The sequence below is a fragment of the Acidovorax sacchari genome (assembly GCF_042847045.1).
In the GTDB taxonomy this organism is placed as follows: domain Bacteria; phylum Pseudomonadota; class Gammaproteobacteria; order Burkholderiales; family Burkholderiaceae_C; genus Paracidovorax; species Paracidovorax sacchari.
Genome location: NZ_AP035783.1, coordinates 1,816,351 through 1,832,355 on the forward strand (window position 1 = coordinate 1,816,351; position 16,005 = coordinate 1,832,355).

The window sequence follows — 16,005 nt, forward strand, 5'->3', positions numbered from 1 at the left end:
GCGGATGGCCGCGGTTCAGGCCGTCTCCGCCGTGCAGAAGATGCAGCCTTCCGCAGGGAAGGCGGTGCCATGCGCCGCCGATGGCGCGTGGCTGCAGCAGTGCTCCAGCCACGCGGCCACCAGCTTGTAGACCGACAGGTTGGTGCGGGCCGTGGGCGCGCACAGGTAGTAGCCCAGAGGGCTTTCGAACCGCCGCCCGAGCGGCTCCACCAGCGTGCCCGCCTGCAGTTCGTCTTCCACGAGGCAGGTGGGCACGATGCCCACGCCGAAGCCGGACACCGCGGCGCGGATGATGAGCGAATAGAGGTTGAACCCCGGCCCGAAGCGGCTGCCGGCGGTGTCGCACTGGTGCGCCTCCATCCAGTCGTGCCATGCGAGCGGCACCTCGATGTGCTGCAGCAGCGTGGCGTGCTGCAGGTCCTGCGGCGTGCGCAGGCGCAGGGTGTCGCGCAGCTGGGGGCTGCAGACGATGCTGGTCTCCTTGCCGATCAGGTAGCGGGCATTGGCGCTGGGCCAGTTGCCGTAGCCGTACTGGATGGCGGCGTCGAATTCATGCGGCACCGCGAAATCGTGCGCATGCTGGTAGCGCACGAAGTTGAGCGCCACCTGGGGCAGGGTGCGCTTGAAGTGCCCCAGCCGCGGGAACAGCCACTGTGCCGCGAAGGTGGGCGGCACCGAGAAATTGAGCGCGCCGCCGCTGCCGCCATAGGACATGAGCTGCGCCGTCGCCGATTCCAGCGCCGCCATCGCGGGCCGGGTGGCGTTGAGGTACGTGGCGCCCGCGTCCGTGAGTTCCAGCCCACCCGCCTTGCGGATGAACAGCTTTTGTCCGAGGTAGTCCTCCAGCGATGCGATGTGGCGGCTGATGGCGCTCTGCGTCACGCACAGTTCGCGCGCGGCCATGGTGAACGCCTGGTGCTTTGCCGCGGAGTGGAAAGCGTTCAGTTCGGAGATGGTCGGGCAGAGGCGGCGCATAGGGCGTATGAGTCCTGCTCATGGGGTGGTGAGATTTTAGGCGTTGCGGCCGGGGTGACTCTGGCCCGATAAATGCGTCCGTGACGTCCATGTGACCCAGGCAATCCAGGTGCCGGGCGCCTTCGCACCACCGGGGTGCGGCGCTGGCGGCGACTGCGGGCTCGGGCCATGGTGCCATGAGTAATTGCGAAGCCGACCCTTCCATCCAACGACACAATTCATGACTTCCCTGCTGATCGAAAACAGCCGCGTCCTGGACGTGCATGCGCTCGTGCTGCGCTCCGGCGTCTCGGTGCTGGTGACGGACGGCCGCATTGCCGCGGTGGGCGAACAGGTGCAGGCCCCCGAGGGCACTGTGAAGATCGACGCCCGCGGCATGACGCTCATGCCGGGCCTGATCGACTGCCACGTGCACGTGGTGGCGTCCTCGTTCAATCTGGGCGCGGTGGCGAAGATGCCCAATGTGTTCACGATGCTGCGCTCGCTGCCGATCATGAAGGGCATGCTCGATCGCGGTTTCACGTCGGTGCGCGACGCGGGCGGCGCGGACTGGTCGCTCGCCGAAGCGGTGCGCACGGGCCTGGTGCAGGGGCCGCGCATCTTCCCCTCGGGCAAGGCGCTGTCGCAGACCGGCGGCCACGCGGACTTCCGCCAGCGCAACGACGACCTGGATGTGTGTTCGTGCGCGTACAAGCTGGGCAACATCGGCCGCGTGGTCGATGGCGTGGACGCCTGCCGGCTCGCGGTGCGCGAGGAGATCCTCAAGGGCGCGACGCAGATCAAGGTGATGGCCTCGGGCGGCGTGGCCTCGCCCAACGATCCGATCGGCAACCTGGGCTACTCGGAGGCCGAGCTGCGCGCCATCGTCGAAGAGGCCGACAACGCCAACACCTACGTCATGGCCCATGCCTACACGCCGCGCGCGATCGCCCGTGCCGTGCGCTGCGGCGTGCGCACCATCGAGCATGGCAACCTGGTCGATGCGGCCACGGCCGGCCTGATGGCCGAGAAGGGCTCCTTCATGGTGCCCACGCTCGTCACCTACGAGGGCCTCGCCAACGAGGGCGAGCGCTATGGCCTTCCGGCCGTGTCCATCGCCAAGATCGATACGGTGCGCGGCCAGGGCAAGCAGGCCATCGAGATTCTGGCGAAGGCCGGCGTGAAGATGGGCCTGGGCAGCGACCTGCTGGCCGAGACGCACTACCTGCAGTCCGACGAACTGCGCCTGCGCGCCGAGATCCTGGGCAATGGCCCGGTGCTGCAGCAGGCGACCCTGATCGGCGCCGAGATCCTGGGTCAGCAGGGCCGGCTCGGCGAAATCACACCGGGCGCCATCGCCGACCTGCTGCTGGTCGATGGCGACCCGCTCGCCGACATCGCCTGCCTGCTGGGCCAGGGCGAGCGCATCCGCGCCATCGTCAAGGACGGCGCCTTCGTCAAGAACATCCTGTAATCCACCCCCTGTCCGGAGACCACCATGCAACGTAGAAACCTCATGAAGCTCGGCGGCGCCGCGGCTGTCCTGCAGTGCCTTCCCTCCATCGGCTTCAGCCAGCAGGGCGAGGCGTTCCGCATCGGCTCGCTCACGCCGATCACGGGCGCGGGCAGCCCCTACGGCCCGGGCATGCAGCAGGCCATCCGCCTGGCCGTCGATGAAGTGAACGCCGCCGGCGGCGCCGGCGGACGCAAGCTGGAGCTGTTCACCGAGGATTCGCAGACCAAGCCCGATGCCGCCGTGCTGGCCGCCAAGAAGCTCATCGAGGTGAACAAGGTGCAGGCCGTGCTGGGCACCTGGGCCTCGGGCGTGTCGCTGGCCGTGCTGCCGCTGACCGAGGCCGCAGGCATCATCGAGATGAACGTGTCGGGCGCGCCGGCCATCTCCACGCTCGACACCAAGGATCTGGTGTGGCGCTTCCAGGCGACGAACGACCGCTTCGGCGCGGCCTTCGCCGAGATCTGCGCCAAGCGCGGCTTCAAGCGGCCGGCCACCATGGCGTTCAACAATGCTTCGGGCCTGGGCAACGTGGAAGGCTTCACCAGGGTGTGGGAAAAGCGCGGCGGCAAGGTGGTCGCGAACGTCACGTACGAACCCAACCGCCCCAGCTACCGGAGCGAACTGCAGAAGATCCTGGCGGCCAAGCCCGACGTGATCGTGATGGGCTCCTACCTGCCCGACACCACCATCATCCTGCGCGAGTGGTTCCAGTCCGGCGCGGAAAACAAGTGGGTCATTCCCGGCTGGGCGGCCAACCCCGACCTGGTGAAGGCCCTGGGCCCCGAGGTGTGCGAGGGCATCATCTCGGTGGACACGGTGTCCAACGAGAAGAGCGCCTCGTTCGCGAACTTCGATGCGGCTTTCACCAAGGCCACCGGCAAGTCCGCCGCCACCAATATCTACGCCGCGATGGCCTACGACATGGTGATCTCGCTGGCGCTGGCGATGGAAGCCGCCGGGCCCAAGGCCACGGTGGAGCAGGTCAACGCGAAGATCCGCGACGTCTCCAACGCACCGGGCACCGCCGTCCATACCTTCGCCGAAGGCAAGGCGCAGCTCGCGAAGAAGGCCAAGGTGAACTACGAGGGGGCTTCCAGCAAGCTGGATTTCGACAAGTACGGCGATGCGACGCCGGACTTCGGCGTGTACGTGATCGAAAAGGGCCAACTGGTGCGCCGCGACGTGGTGTCCATCGCGGTGTGATGGCGCGGCGGGGCGGCCCCGGTGCCGCGCCGCCTTTGGTTCTTCCCTGTTTCCGGACTGCAATGGCGGGTGGCCTTCTGCACCCGCCAGGGGCGATGCACGAGATGACGCAATGACCTGGATCGATTTCGCAAACCTCCTGATCAACGGCTTGATCGAAGGCCTGGTGGTGGCACTGCCCGCGCTGGCCATGACCCTGGTGATGGGCGTCAACCGCTTTCCCAATGCCGCCACGGGCGACCTGATGACCACCGGCGCCTACGCGGCGGTGGGCGTGCAGCTGCTGGGCGGCGTCCCGCTGTGGCTGGCCGCCATCGCCAGCGTGGCGGCGACCGCGGCGGTCTCGGCCGGGTCCTACCAGCTCATCTTCCGCAAGCTGGCGGGGCGCCCCATGGTGGCCTCGATGCTGGCGGCCATCGGCCTGGGCTTCGTGCTGCGCAGCCTGATCTCGTTTTTCGCGGGTCACGACCAGCGAACGTTCGAGATGCCGCTCATGCGCGCCTGGAACTTCGGCGGCATCCGCCTGCTGCCGACCGACCTGCTGATCGCGGCCATCGCCGCGGCCTGCCTGGCGGTGGTGTTCGTGCTCATCTACCGCACCAGCTTCGGCCGCCAACTGCGCGCCGTGGCCGACAGCGCCGACCTGGCGCGCGCCAGCGGCATCCGCGCGGGCGGCCTGATGCTGTGCCTGTGGCTGCTGGTGGGCGCGCTGTCGTCCATCGGCGGCGTGCTGCTGGGCATGAAGGCCGTTGTCACGCCCGAGATGGGCTGGGAGAGCCTGATCCCGGCCTTCGCCGCCATGGTGCTGGGCGGCATCGGCAGTCCGGTGGGCGCGGTGCTGGGCGCGCTGCTGCTGTGCGTGGTGCAGGAGTTGTCGGTGCCGCTGCTGGGGCCGTCGTACAAGCTCGTGCTGTCGTTCGTGGTGCTCGCGCTGGCGCTGCTGCTGCGGCCCGCCGGGATCATGGGCCGCGTGCAACTGGTGCGCTGAAGGGAGCGAGGAAAAGACATGATTGCCTATCTCTGTGCCATCGGCATCGTCGCGTTGATCTACTGCCTGCTGGCGCTCGGCCTGAATCTGCAGTTCGGCCTGACGCGGCTGGTCAACTTCGGCGTGGTGGCGTTCTTCGCCGTCGGCGCCTACACCTCGGGCCTGCTGTCGCTCAAGGGGCTGCCGCTGCCGGCATGCTTCGTCGCCGCGGGCGTGCTGTCGGGCCTGCTGGCGCTGCCCATCGGGCTGCTGTCGCTGCGCCTGCGCGACGACTACCTGGCCATCGTCACGCTCGGCTTTTCCGAAGCGGTGCGCATCACCATCCAGCAGGAGAGCTGGCTCACGAACGGCGTGCAGGGCCTGCCGGGCCTGCCCAAGCTGTTCGCCGGCTGGGGCCCCGGGGCGTCCGACCTCGCCATCTTCGCCGCGCTGGCGCTGATCGTGGGCCTGGTGTGCTGGGGCACGGTGCGCCTCACGCGCAGCCCCTTCGGCCGGCTGCTCAAGGCCATCGGCGACGACGAGGCCGCGCTCTCCGCCCTGGGCAAGGACCCGGCGCGCTTCAAGGTGCAGGTGTTCATGCTGGGCGCGGCGCTGGCCGGCGTGGCGGGCGCCTTCTACGCGCACTTCATCACCTTCATCACGCCCGAGCAGTTCATTCCGCTCATCACCTTCTACGTGTGGATGGGGCTGGTCATGGGCGGCTCGGGCACCGTGCGCGGCGCGATGTTCGGCTCGCTGCTGCTGATGGTGTTCCTGGAGGGCTCGCGCTTCGCCAAGGACTGGGTGCCGGGCGTTTCGGAGGTGGGCATGGCCAGCCTGCGCCTGGCCGCCGTGGGGCTGGCGCTGATCCTGGTCACGCTGTACCGGCCGCACGGCCTGTTCGGAGGCAAGGCGAAATGAGCATGCTGCAAGTGGAGGCCGTGACGCGGCTGTTCGGAGGCTTCAAGGCGGTGGATCACGTGTCGCTGCGCCTGGCCGAGCGGGAAATCCTGGGCATCGCCGGTACCAACGGCGCGGGCAAGAGCACGCTGTTCGCCGCCATCGCGGGGCAGCAGCCGGCTGACGCCGGGCGCATCGTTTTCGCGGGGCAGGACATCACGCGCCTGCCGCCGCACCGCCGTGCCCGCCTGGGGCTGGTGCGCACTTTCCAGATCCCGCGCGAATTCAAGAGCCTGACGGTGCACGAGAACCTGATGGCCGCTGCCGCCAACCCGCAGGGCGAGCGGCTGGTGAACGCCTTTTTCCAGACGCGCGGCCTGCGCGAGCACGAGGCGCGGCTGGCGGCCAAGGCGGACGGCATCCTGCAGTTCCTGAACCTGGCGCGGGTGCGCGACGTGCCGGCCGGGGGCCTGTCGGGCGGGCAGAAGAAGCTGGTGGAGCTGGGCCGCGTGCTGATGCTGGACCCGCGCTGCATCCTGCTGGACGAGCCTTTCGCGGGCGTGAACCCGGTGCTGATCGAGGAGATCTGCGACCGCGTGCGTGAGCTGCAGGGCCGCGGCATCGCCTTCATCGTCATCGAGCACCACCTGCAGGCGCTCAAGGCGCTGTCGCAGCGCATGATCGTGATGGACCGGGGCCGCATCCTGGCCGAGGGCGACCCGCACCGCGTGCTGGACGATCCGCGGGTGCAGGAAGCGTACATGGGAGGGGTGGTATGAGCGGCGCAGCCATGAATGCACAAAACCTGCTGCAGATCGGGCAGCTGCGCGGCGGCTATTCCGAAGTGGACATCATCCACGGCATCGACCTGGCGGTGGCGCCGGGGCAGATCGTGACCATCGCCGGTACCAACGGCGCGGGCAAGTCCACGCTGGTGAAGGCGCTGCTGGGCCTGCTGCCGCGCGTGGCGGGCTCCATCCACCTCGATGGCCGCGACATCACGCGGCTGTCGGCCGAGGACCGATTCGACGCAGGCCTGGCCTACGTGCCCCAGGTGGCGAACGTGTTCCCCTCGCTCACCGTGCGCGAGAACCTGCAGGTGGTGCGCGGCGTCAAGCACCTGAAGCAGCGCATGGAGCAGGTGCTGGCCGACTTCCCCGCGCTGGTGGAGCGGCTGCCGCAGCCGGCGAGCAACCTCTCGGGCGGCGAGCGCCAGCAGCTGGCCTTCGCCCGCGCGCTGATGCCGTCGCCGCGCATCATGGTGCTGGACGAGCCCACGGCCGCTCTCGCGCCCTCGCTGGTCGGCAAGGTGTTCGACATGGTGCAGCGGCTGCCGGCCGCCGGCGTGGCCGTGCTGATGGTGGAGCAGCGCGCGCGGCAGGCGCTCGCCATCAGCCAGCAGGGCTACATCCTGGACCAGGGCCGCTGCGTGCTGCACGGCCCCGCGCAGGAGCTGCTGGAAGACCAGCGCATGGCGCAGCTGTACCTGGGCAGCCACTGAGCCGGCGGACCCGGTCTCAGCGCAGCACGAGCACGGGCACCTTCGAGTGCGTGAGCACGTGCTGGGTCTCGCTGCCCAGCAGCAGGCGCTTGATGCCCTTGCGGCCGTGCGAGGCCATCACGATGAGGTCGCAGTCGTGCTTGGTGGCCGCGGCGATGATCGCCTCGGCGACGAGGTCCGACTTGGTCACCACGGGCTTGACCTTGACCCCCTGGGCGTCGCCCAGCTGCCGGATGCCGTCCACCAGCGCCTGGGCGTTGGTGGCCCACTGGCTCTCGATGCGCCGGGCCTCGGCGGCATCTACCGGCGAGCCGCCTTCGAAATAGCTGCGCGGGTAGCGCGGCACGACCTTGAGCGCGACCACGCGGCCGCCCGAGAGCCGGGCCAGGGACAGCCCGTGCTCGACGGCCTTGGCGGACAGGTCGGAGCCGTCGGTGGCGATGAGGATGCGGCGGTAGGACATCGTTGTTCTCCTGGAAAAGATGGGAGATGCCGGGGCCGGCACGGCTTTGGCGTGACGGCAGAGTAGGGTGAAGTGGTTGCCCGTGTCTTGACATGCGTCAACGCGGACCGGTGCCATGGGGCCTAGCCTCCAGGGCCATGATGTCCGATCCTTCCGCGCCGGCGGGCGCCGACGATTCCGCTGCCGAGCTGCTCGACGATCCGCAGGAGTGGCCTGCCTTCGGGCGCCCCGTGAGCGCACAGGCCGGCGGCGCGGCGCAGCCGGCGCGCGACAGCGAAGGTGTCTGGGAGTCGCACGTGGTGCTCGGGGGCATGCATTGCGCGGCCTGCGCGCTCACGGTGGAGGATGCGTTGCGTGCCGTGCCCGGCGTGCTGCAGGCCGAGGTGAGCGCAGCCACGCACCGCGCGCGGGTGGTGTGGGATGCCCGGCACGTGCGCCCGTCGGGCTGGATGGCCGCGGTGGCCCGCGCCGGCTACCCCGCTTTGCCGGCGATGGATGCGCTGGCGCGCGAGCAGCGCCGCCGCGAGGGCCGCCGTGCCCTGTGGCGCTGGCTGGTGGCGGGCTTGTGCATGATGCAGGTGATGATGTACGCGTGGCCCGCGTACGTGGCGCAGCCGGGCGACCTCACGGCCGAGATGGAGCGGCTGCTGCGCTGGGCCTCCTGGGTCATCACGCTGCCGATGATGATCTTCTCGTGCGGCCCGTTCTTCTCCAGCGCGCTGCGCGACCTGCGCCTGCGCCGCGTGAGCATGGACCTGCCGGTGGCGCTGGGCATGGGCATCACCTTCGTGGTGAGCACGGCGGGGACTTTCGATCCGGCCGGCGCCTTCGGCCGCGAGGTCTATTACGACTCGCTGACCATGTTCGTGTTCTTCCTGCTCACCGGCCGCTGGCTGGAGATGCGGCTGCGCGACCGCACGGCGGGCGCGCTGGAGGCGGTGATGAACCGCCTGCCCGACAGCGTGGAGCGGCGCGGCACCGATGGCGCGTTCACGCGCGTGGCCGTGCGCCGGCTCGCGGTGGGCGATGTGGTCCGCATCCTGCCGGGCGAGGCCTTCCCGGCCGACGGCCGCATCGAGCGCGGCAGCACGCAGGTGGACGAGGCGCTGCTCACGGGGGAGTCGACCCCGCTGCCGCGCGCGGAAGGCGCGGCCGTGACGGCTGGCAGCTACAACCTGCGCGCGCCCGTGGAGGTGCGCGTGGAGCGCGTCGGCGGCGATACCCGCTTCGCCGAGATCGTCGTGCTGATGGAGGCCGCTTCCGCGCAGAAGCCGCGCCTGGCGCAACTGGCCGACCGCATCGCGCGGCCCTTCCTGGTGGGGGTGCTGCTGGCTGCGGGCCTGGCTGCGGCGTGGTGGTGGAAGACCGACCCGGAACACGCACTCATGGTCGCGGTGGCGGTGCTCATCGTGACCTGCCCGTGCGCGCTTTCGCTCGCCACGCCGGTGGCCATGCTCACGGCGGCGGGCGCGCTCGCGCGGCAGGGCGTGCTGGTGCGCAACCTGCAGGCCCTGGAGGCGCTGGCGGCCGTGGACACGGTCGTGTTCGACAAGACCGGCACGCTGACGCAGGACGGCATCCGGATCGCGGGCGTGCATCCGGCGCAGGGCTTCACGCAGGCGGATGCGCTGGCCCTGGCGGCGGCGCTGGCGCGGCACTCGCTGCATCCGCTCTCCCGCGCGCTGGTGGAGGCGGCCGGGCCGCAGGGAGAGGGCGCCGGCGCGCGCTGGCGGCTGAGCGATGTGCGCGAAGTGGCGGGGCGGGGCCTGGTCGCGAGGGTGGATGACCTGCAGGGCCTGCGGGCGCCTGCCGTGCTGCGCCTGGGCCGGGCCGTGGATGCCGGTGCAGCCGCCACGCAGCGGGTGGCCCTGGGCGCGGAGCCTTTGCCGGCCTGTTCCCCGGCCGGTTCCCCGATGGACGGGACGGTGCCTGCCGGCGCGTCCCTCGCCGCGTGGCCCGCGGAGGTCGCATCTTTCGACTGGCGGGAGGATCTGCGGCCCGACGCAGCCGGTGTCGTCACGCGCCTGCGCGAGGCCGGCCTGTCGGTCGAGCTGCTGTCCGGCGACCGCGCCGATGCAGTGGCGCGAGTGGCCGCCAGCGCGGGCATCGACGCCGCGCGCGGCGATTGCTCGCCGCAGGACAAGCTCGACCGCATGCGCGCGCTGCAGGCCGCCGGCCGGCATGTGGCGATGGTGGGCGACGGCCTCAACGACGGTCCGGTGCTCGCGGGCGCGCATGTGTCGTTCGCCTTCGGCCGGGCCGTGCCGCTCGCGCGGTCGCGTTCGGATTTCGTGGTGATGGGCGACCAGCTCGCGATGGTCGAGCGCAGCGTGCGGCTCGCGCGGCGCACGCTGCGCGTGGTGCGGCAGAACCTGGCCTGGGCCGCGGCCTACAACGCGCTGTGCGTGCCATTGGCCGTGGCCGGCTGGATGCCGGCCTGGCTCGCGGGGCTGGGCATGGCGCTCAGTTCTCTGCTGGTGGTGGCGAACGCGGCGCGCCTCGCGCGGGGCGCGGGCAGCGATGCCGGCACGGCCGCCCCGGGGGCGGACGCAGCCCTGCGGCCCGCCTCCGCGCCCCTGGCGCAGGGAGCCGTGTGATGGACATCCTGTACCTGCTGATTCCGCTGTCGGTCGTGCTCGTGCTGCTGATCCTGGTCGGGCTCTGGTGGGCCATCGACCGGGGGCAATTCGACAACGTCGAACAGGAAGGCGAACGCATTCTTCGGGACGATTGACGCTTGTCAAACGGCTCCGGGGCCCCCCTCGTCAGAATTTGTAAGCAAACCAAAAGAGGTGCCCGATGGATTCTTCTGTCTCGAATGCCGCGCACTACAACGACACGGTCGTGCGGCAGTTTTCAATCATGGCCGTGGTGTGGGGGGTGGTCGGCATGCTGGTGGGCGTGGTCATCGCCGCGCAGCTCGCCTGGCCCGAACTCAACTTCGGCATTCCGTGGCTCAGCTACGGCCGCCTGCGCCCGCTGCACACCAACGCGGTGATCTTCGCGTTCGGCGGCTGCGCGCTGTTCGCCACCAGCTACTACGTGGTGCAGCGCACGGGGCAGGTGCGCCTGTTCGCGGGTCCGCTCGCCTCCTTCACGTTCTGGGGCTGGCAGGCGGTGATCGTGGCCGCGGCCATCAGCCTGCCGCTGGGCTACACCACGGGCAAGGAATACGCCGAGCTCGAGTGGCCGATCGACATCCTGATCACGCTGGTGTGGGTGTCGTACGCCATCGTGTTCTTCGGCACCGTGGGCAAGCGCCGCGTGAAGCATATCTACGTGGCCAACTGGTTCTTCGGCGGCTTCATCCTCGCGGTGGCGCTGCTGCACGTGGTCAACAGCGCGGAAGTGCCCGCGGGCTGGATGAAGAGCTACTCCGCCTATGCGGGCGTGCAGGACGCGATGGTGCAGTGGTGGTACGGCCACAATGCCGTGGGCTTCTTCCTCACCGCCGGCTTCCTGGGGATGATGTACTACTTCATCCCGAAGCAGGCCGGCCGCCCGGTGTACAGCTATCGCCTTTCGATCGTGCACTTCTGGGCGCTGATCTTCACGTACATGTGGGCGGGCCCCCACCACCTGCACTACACCGCGCTGCCCGACTGGACGCAGTCCGTGGGCATGGTGTTCTCGCTGATCCTGCTGGCCCCCAGCTGGGGCGGGATGATCAACGGGATCATGACCCTGTCGGGCGCGTGGCACAAGCTGCGCGACGACCCGATCCTGCGCTTCCTGATCGTGTCGCTGTCGTTCTACGGCATGGCCACGTTCGAGGGCCCGATGATGTCCATCAAGACGGTGAACGCCCTGAGCCACTACACCGACTGGACCGTGGGCCACGTGCACGCCGGCGCGCTCGGCTGGGTGGGCCTGATCACCATGGGCTCGCTCTACTACCTCGTGCCGCGTCTGTTCGGCCGCGAGAAGATGCACTCCATCAAGGCGATCGAGCTGCACTTCTGGATGGCCACCATCGGCATCGTGCTCTACATCGCCGCCATGTGGATCGCCGGCGTGATGCAGGGCCTGATGTGGCGCGCGGTGAATGCCGACGGCACGCTCACCTACACCTTCGTCGAGAGCGTCAAGGCCACCTATCCCTTCTACGTCATCCGCTTCGCCGGCGGCCTGCTGTACCTCGCGGGCATGGTGGTGATGGCCTGGAACGTGTGGAAGACCGCCATGGCCGGCCGTTCGGTCAAGGTGCAGATCCCGGCCGTGGCACCCGCCCACGCCTGAACCCAGGAGCGCTTTCCATGTCCGACAACACAACGACAAAAGCCGGCTTCTCCCACGAGAAGATCGAGACCAACAACTTCCTCATGATCGTGCTGATCGTGCTGGTGGTGGCCGTCGGCGGCCTGGCGGAGATCGTGCCGCTGTTCTTCCAGAAGTCCACCACCGAGCCGGTCAATGGCGTGCAGCCCTACACGGCCACGCAGCTGCTGGGCCGCGACATCTACCTGCGCGAGGGCTGCTACAACTGCCACTCGCAGATGATCCGTCCGTTCCGCGCCGAGACGCTGCGCTATGGCCACTACTCCGTGGCCGGCGAGTTCGTCTATGACCACCCGTTCCAGTGGGGCAGCAAGCGCACGGGTCCCGACCTGCACCGCGTGGGCGGCAAGTACAGCGACGAGTGGCACCGCATCCACCTGAACAACCCGCGCGACGTGGTGCCGGAGTCCAACATGCCGGCCTACCCGTGGCTGGAGAAGACCGCGGTGGACCCGTCCGTCGCCGCGCCCCGCATGAAGGCCCTGCGCACCGTGGGCGTGCCCTACACCGACGAGCAGATCGCCGGTGCGGCCGATGAGGTCAAGGGCAAGACCGAGCTGGACGTGCTGGTGGCCTACCTGCAGGTCATGGGCCGCGCGCTCAAGTAAGGGGAGGCCGCCATGGACATCACCACCGTCCGCATCGCCGCGACGCTGATCTCGTTCGCCCTGTTCCTCGGAATCCTGGCCTGGACGTTCTCCCGCGGCAACCGGTCCCGGTTCGAGGAGGCGGCGCAACTGCCGTTCACCGAGCCGGACGCTCCCCTGAATTCTTTCGAGAACGAGAAGAACCATGAGTGACTTCACCCACAATTTCTGGTCGGTGTACGTCGTCGCACTGACCCTCGGCGGCATCGCCGGCTGTCTCATCCTGCTGTGGATCACCGCGAGCAAGAAGGTCGAGCCGCGCGCCGACAACACCACGGGCCACGTCTGGGACGGCGACCTCACCGAGATGGACAACCCCATGCCGCGCTGGTGGATGTGGCTGTTCGTCATCACCATCGTATTCGGCCTGGGCTACTTGGCCGCCTATCCGGGCCTGGGCCGCTTCAGCGGCCAGCTGGGCTGGTCGCAGCGCGGCGAGTACGAGAACGAAATGGCCAAGGCGAAAGCCGAGCTGGAGCCGCTCTATGCGCGCTTCGCCGCGATGAGCACCGAGCAGGCCGCCGCCAGCCCCGAGGCCATGGCCATCGGCGAGCGCCTGTTCATGAACAACTGCGCGCAGTGCCACGGCTCCGATGCGCGCGGCAGCAAGGGCTTCCCGAACCTGGCCGACAACGACTGGCTGCACGGCGGCGCGCCCGCCAACATCCGCGAGACGATCGAGAAGGGCCGCATCGGCACCATGCCCCCCATGGCGGCGGCCGTCGGTTCGGCCGAGGACGTGCGCAACCTCGCGCACTACGTGCTGAGCCTGTCGGGCAGCCCGCACGATTCGCTGCGCGCCTCGCTGGGCAAGTCCAAGTTCACGGTGTGCGCGGCCTGCCATGGCATGGACGGCAAGGGCAACACCGCGCTGGGCGCGCCCAACCTGACCGATGACATCTGGCTCCACGGCTGGGGCGAGGGCGCCATCACCGCCATGGTCAACCACGGCAAGGTGAACCAGATGCCCGCCCAGGCCGGCAAGCTCACCGACGCGCAGATCGGCGTGCTGACCGCCTATGTCTGGGGCCTGTCGAACAAGCCGGGCGCGAACACCGCCGCGGCGGCCCCGGCGAACTGAACCGCGGGACCGGACACGGGGGCGCCGCCGGCCGGCGCGGCCCCCCCTCCGGTCCCACGCGCAACGCCTGCTCCCACGACACGATACAGCCGGCCCACAGAGCAAAGCAGAACCCACATGAAGCCCCCTGACGGAAAGCCGCGCAAGGTCATTCCGATCGCCCCTGCCCCGGCGGACGGCGCATCGGCACAGGCCGAAGTCGTCTCCCTCTACGAAGCCCAGAAGAAGATCTACCCGAGGTCCATCGCCGGCGTATTCGCGCGCTGGCGGTGGGCCATGGTCGCCTTCACGCAGCTGGTGTTCTACGGGCTGCCGTGGCTGCAGTGGGGAGAGCGGCAGATGGTGCTGTTCGACCTGGGCGCGCGGCGCTTCTACCTGTTCGGCCTGGTGCTGTACCCGCAGGACTTCATCTACCTGACGGGACTGCTCATCATCTCGGCGCTCGCGCTCTTCCTGTTCACCGCGGTGGCCGGGCGGCTGTGGTGCGGCTTCTCGTGTCCGCAGACCGTCTATACCGAGATGTTCATGTGGATCGAGCACAAGGTCGAGGGTGACCGGAGCGCGCGCCTGCGGCTGGACAACGGTCCCTGGACCTTCGAGAAGCTCCGCAAGAAGGGCCTGAAGCAGTTCCTGTGGATCGCGGTGTCGGCCTGGACGGGTTTCACCTTCGTGGGCTACTTCGTGCCGATCCGCGAGCTGGGCACCGAGTTGATGGCGCTGCAGGGATCCTGGCAGCTCTTCTGGGTGGTGTTCTACGGTTTCGCCACCTATGGCAACGCCGGCTTCCTGCGTGAGCAGGTCTGCAAGTACATGTGCCCGTACGCGCGCTTCCAGAGCGCGATGTTCGACAAGGACACCCTGATCGTCACGTACGACGAAGTGCGCGGCGAGCCGCGCGGCCCGCGCAACAAGTCGGTGGACCACCGCGCCAGGGGCCTGGGGGATTGCATCGACTGCACGCTGTGCGTGCAGGTCTGCCCCGTGGGCATCGACATCCGCAACGGCCTGCAGTACGAATGCATCGGCTGCGGCCTGTGCGTGGATGCGTGCAACACCGTGATGGACAAGATGAAGTACCCGCGCGGGCTGATCCGCTACTCCACGCAGAACGGTGTGGCGAACCGCTGGACGCAGTCGCAGATGCTGCGCCGCGTGCTGCGGCCGCGCGTGCTCATCTACACGGCCGTGCTGGTGGCGCTCAGCGTCGGCATGCTCACGAGCCTGGCGCTGCGCACGCCGCTCAAGGTGGACGTGGTGCGCGACCGCGCGGCGCTCTCGCGCATCGTGGCGGGCGGGCGGCTGGAGAACGTGTACAGCCTGCAGATCATGAATGCCACCGAGGCGCCCCAGCGCTACCGCATCGCGGCGTCCGGACTGGAAGGGCTGGCTGTCGCTTCGGAGGCCGAGGTGGAGATCGGCGCCGCGCAATCGCGCTGGGTGGCGGTGCGGCTGCAGATTCCGTACGGCTCGGCCGCGCCGGGCTCGCACCCGGTGGCCTTCGAGGTGCAGGCCCTGGAGACGAAGGCCCACGTGAAGGAGAAATCCATCTTCCTCGTGCCGCGCTGAAGCGGCGAGGACGGTTGGTGTTATTCAGTATGGCAGGCCCCTGCCACCCTGTGGTGTGATGGGGCCGAGGTGACGAAGGAAGGAGTTCGAGATGATGGCGAACAAGACGACATCGGCCGCCGCGGCGGCCCAGCCCTGGTGGAAGTTCGGCCACGTGTGGATGGTGATCGCCGGGCCCGCGATCGTGGTGGTCGCCGGCACGGCGACGGCATGGCTCGCCGTGCGGCAGCCCGATCCGGTGGTGGCGGAAGACTATTACCGCCAGGGCATCGAGATCAACCGCACGCTGGAGCGCGAGCGCGCGCGCTCCTCCGCGATGGAGCCGGCGATGAAGGCGCGCAACCACGCGGCCACGCCGGCCGAAGACCAGCCCCGCTGATCCGGCCGCCCCGCCTGGCGGGCCCCCGGGCCCGACGTGTTCCGTTCGTTTTCGACACCGATGACTGCAAAGGAGGAGATCGCGATGAGAACCCAACGCTGGATGTGGATCGCCTGGCCCGCCTTCCTGGTGGCCGGACTGATCGAGATGGTGGTATTCGCCTTCGTGGACCCTGCCGCACTGCACTGGTCCGACCAACCCCTCGCCCTCTCGCGCGAGGGCGTTTATACGGTGGCGTTCTTCGTGTTCTGGGCGCTGTGCATGCTCTCCAGCGCCCTCACCACGCTGCTGTCCATGTCGCCCTTCGAACTCAACCGCTGCCCCGTTCCCGCGGGAGAGCGCCCGATGGAGTGCGGCAAGTTTTCGCAGTGAAGGTTGGGTACTGTCGGCAGATGTGAGGGCTCGCCAATCGGGATGATGTCCCGCATGCAACCAGGCAACCAGAGTCTGCCAGGTCAGGCAGGTCAGGCAGGGGCCCAACATTTGTCGCAGAGCGTTGGCGCAGCGAAAGGCCGACGGACACGCACGGCCTCACCCATCAGAAGGCCGC

The 16,005-nt window shown here is 69.0% G+C and carries 17 protein-coding genes; 15 read left to right on the forward strand and 2 right to left on the reverse strand.

Annotated elements, in window-relative coordinates; genetic code table 11:
* Positions 1-15: 15 nt before the first annotated feature.
* Positions 16-975 (reverse strand): LysR substrate-binding domain-containing protein, encoded by a 960-nt coding sequence (locus ACGHC0_RS08165; protein WP_368354747.1) that lies wholly within the window; start codon positions 973-975, stop codon positions 16-18.
* 220 nt (positions 976-1,195) lie between these two features.
* On the opposite strand from ACGHC0_RS08165, the gene ACGHC0_RS08170 reads away from it, so the two are divergent.
* The 6 genes from ACGHC0_RS08170 to ACGHC0_RS08195 all read left to right on the forward strand — a co-directional run bounded on the left by ACGHC0_RS08170 (position 1,196) and on the right by ACGHC0_RS08195 (position 7,041).
* The gene (locus ACGHC0_RS08170; RefSeq protein WP_415267900.1) at positions 1,196-2,428 is read left to right on the forward strand and encodes a metal-dependent hydrolase family protein; all 1,233 of its coding nucleotides are present in this window, start codon (positions 1,196-1,198) and stop codon (positions 2,426-2,428) included.
* 24 nt (positions 2,429-2,452) lie between these two features.
* On the forward strand, positions 2,453-3,673 hold the full coding sequence (locus ACGHC0_RS08175) for an ABC transporter substrate-binding protein (RefSeq protein WP_415267901.1): 1,221 nt from the start codon (positions 2,453-2,455) through the stop codon (positions 3,671-3,673).
* Positions 3,674-3,785: 112 nt separating this feature from the next.
* Positions 3,786-4,661 carry a branched-chain amino acid ABC transporter permease gene (locus ACGHC0_RS08180; protein ID WP_415267902.1) on the forward strand — a complete coding sequence of 292 codons (876 nt, stop codon included), beginning with the start codon at positions 3,786-3,788 and terminating at the stop codon, positions 4,659-4,661.
* An 18-nt stretch (positions 4,662-4,679) separates the two neighbouring features.
* Complete coding sequence (locus ACGHC0_RS08185; protein ID WP_368354751.1) at positions 4,680-5,561, forward strand: branched-chain amino acid ABC transporter permease; 882 nt, start codon at positions 4,680-4,682, stop codon at positions 5,559-5,561.
* Positions 5,558-6,319: an ABC transporter ATP-binding protein gene (locus ACGHC0_RS08190; protein ID WP_368354752.1), complete on the forward strand. Its 762-nt coding sequence runs from the start codon at positions 5,558-5,560 to the stop codon at positions 6,317-6,319. Before ACGHC0_RS08185 ends, ACGHC0_RS08190 begins: the two co-directional genes overlap by 4 nt.
* 11 nt (positions 6,320-6,330) lie before the next feature.
* Complete coding sequence (locus ACGHC0_RS08195; protein ID WP_368354753.1) at positions 6,331-7,041, forward strand: ABC transporter ATP-binding protein; 711 nt, start codon at positions 6,331-6,333, stop codon at positions 7,039-7,041.
* Positions 7,042-7,057: 16 nt separating this feature from the next.
* Here ACGHC0_RS08195 and ACGHC0_RS08200 read toward each other — a convergent pair whose 3' ends face one another.
* Positions 7,058-7,504, reverse strand: coding sequence for a universal stress protein (locus ACGHC0_RS08200; protein WP_019700105.1), 447 nt, complete (start codon positions 7,502-7,504; stop codon positions 7,058-7,060).
* A gap of 137 nt (positions 7,505-7,641) precedes the next feature.
* Here ACGHC0_RS08200 and ACGHC0_RS08205 point away from each other — a divergent pair, with 137 nt between their 5' ends.
* The 9 genes from ACGHC0_RS08205 to ACGHC0_RS08245 all read left to right on the forward strand — a co-directional run bounded on the left by ACGHC0_RS08205 (position 7,642) and on the right by ACGHC0_RS08245 (position 15,827).
* The gene (locus tag ACGHC0_RS08205; RefSeq protein ID WP_415267903.1) at positions 7,642-10,101 is read left to right on the forward strand and encodes a heavy metal translocating P-type ATPase; all 2,460 of its coding nucleotides are present in this window, start codon (positions 7,642-7,644) and stop codon (positions 10,099-10,101) included.
* Positions 10,101-10,238, forward strand: a complete 138-nt coding sequence (ccoS, locus tag ACGHC0_RS08210) for a cbb3-type cytochrome oxidase assembly protein CcoS (protein WP_011794659.1) — start codon at positions 10,101-10,103, stop codon at positions 10,236-10,238. Before ACGHC0_RS08205 ends, ccoS begins: the two co-directional genes overlap by 1 nt.
* A 65-nt stretch (positions 10,239-10,303) precedes the next feature.
* Positions 10,304-11,743 (forward strand): cytochrome-c oxidase, cbb3-type subunit I, encoded by a 1,440-nt coding sequence (gene ccoN, locus ACGHC0_RS08215; RefSeq protein WP_026434442.1) that lies wholly within the window; start codon positions 10,304-10,306, stop codon positions 11,741-11,743.
* 17 nt (positions 11,744-11,760) lie between these two features.
* Entirely contained in the window at positions 11,761-12,390 is a 630-nt protein-coding gene (gene ccoO, locus ACGHC0_RS08220) for a cytochrome-c oxidase, cbb3-type subunit II (RefSeq protein WP_019700107.1), read from the forward strand.
* 12 nt (positions 12,391-12,402) lie between these two features.
* Positions 12,403-12,582: a CcoQ/FixQ family Cbb3-type cytochrome c oxidase assembly chaperone gene (locus tag ACGHC0_RS08225; RefSeq protein WP_013594007.1), complete on the forward strand. Its 180-nt coding sequence runs from the start codon at positions 12,403-12,405 to the stop codon at positions 12,580-12,582.
* The gene (ccoP, locus tag ACGHC0_RS08230; RefSeq protein ID WP_368354755.1) at positions 12,575-13,510 is read left to right on the forward strand and encodes a cytochrome-c oxidase, cbb3-type subunit III; all 936 of its coding nucleotides are present in this window, start codon (positions 12,575-12,577) and stop codon (positions 13,508-13,510) included. Before ACGHC0_RS08225 ends, ccoP begins: the two co-directional genes overlap by 8 nt.
* A 117-nt stretch (positions 13,511-13,627) precedes the next feature.
* The gene (ccoG, locus tag ACGHC0_RS08235; RefSeq protein WP_368354756.1) at positions 13,628-15,076 is read left to right on the forward strand and encodes a cytochrome c oxidase accessory protein CcoG; all 1,449 of its coding nucleotides are present in this window, start codon (positions 13,628-13,630) and stop codon (positions 15,074-15,076) included.
* Positions 15,077-15,170: 94 nt separating this feature from the next.
* Positions 15,171-15,455: a FixH family protein gene (locus tag ACGHC0_RS08240; protein ID WP_368355604.1), complete on the forward strand. Its 285-nt coding sequence runs from the start codon at positions 15,171-15,173 to the stop codon at positions 15,453-15,455.
* Positions 15,456-15,539: 84 nt separating this feature from the next.
* Positions 15,540-15,827: a hypothetical protein gene (locus ACGHC0_RS08245; RefSeq protein ID WP_368354757.1), complete on the forward strand. Its 288-nt coding sequence runs from the start codon at positions 15,540-15,542 to the stop codon at positions 15,825-15,827.
* The last annotated feature ends 178 nt before the right edge of the window (positions 15,828-16,005 follow it).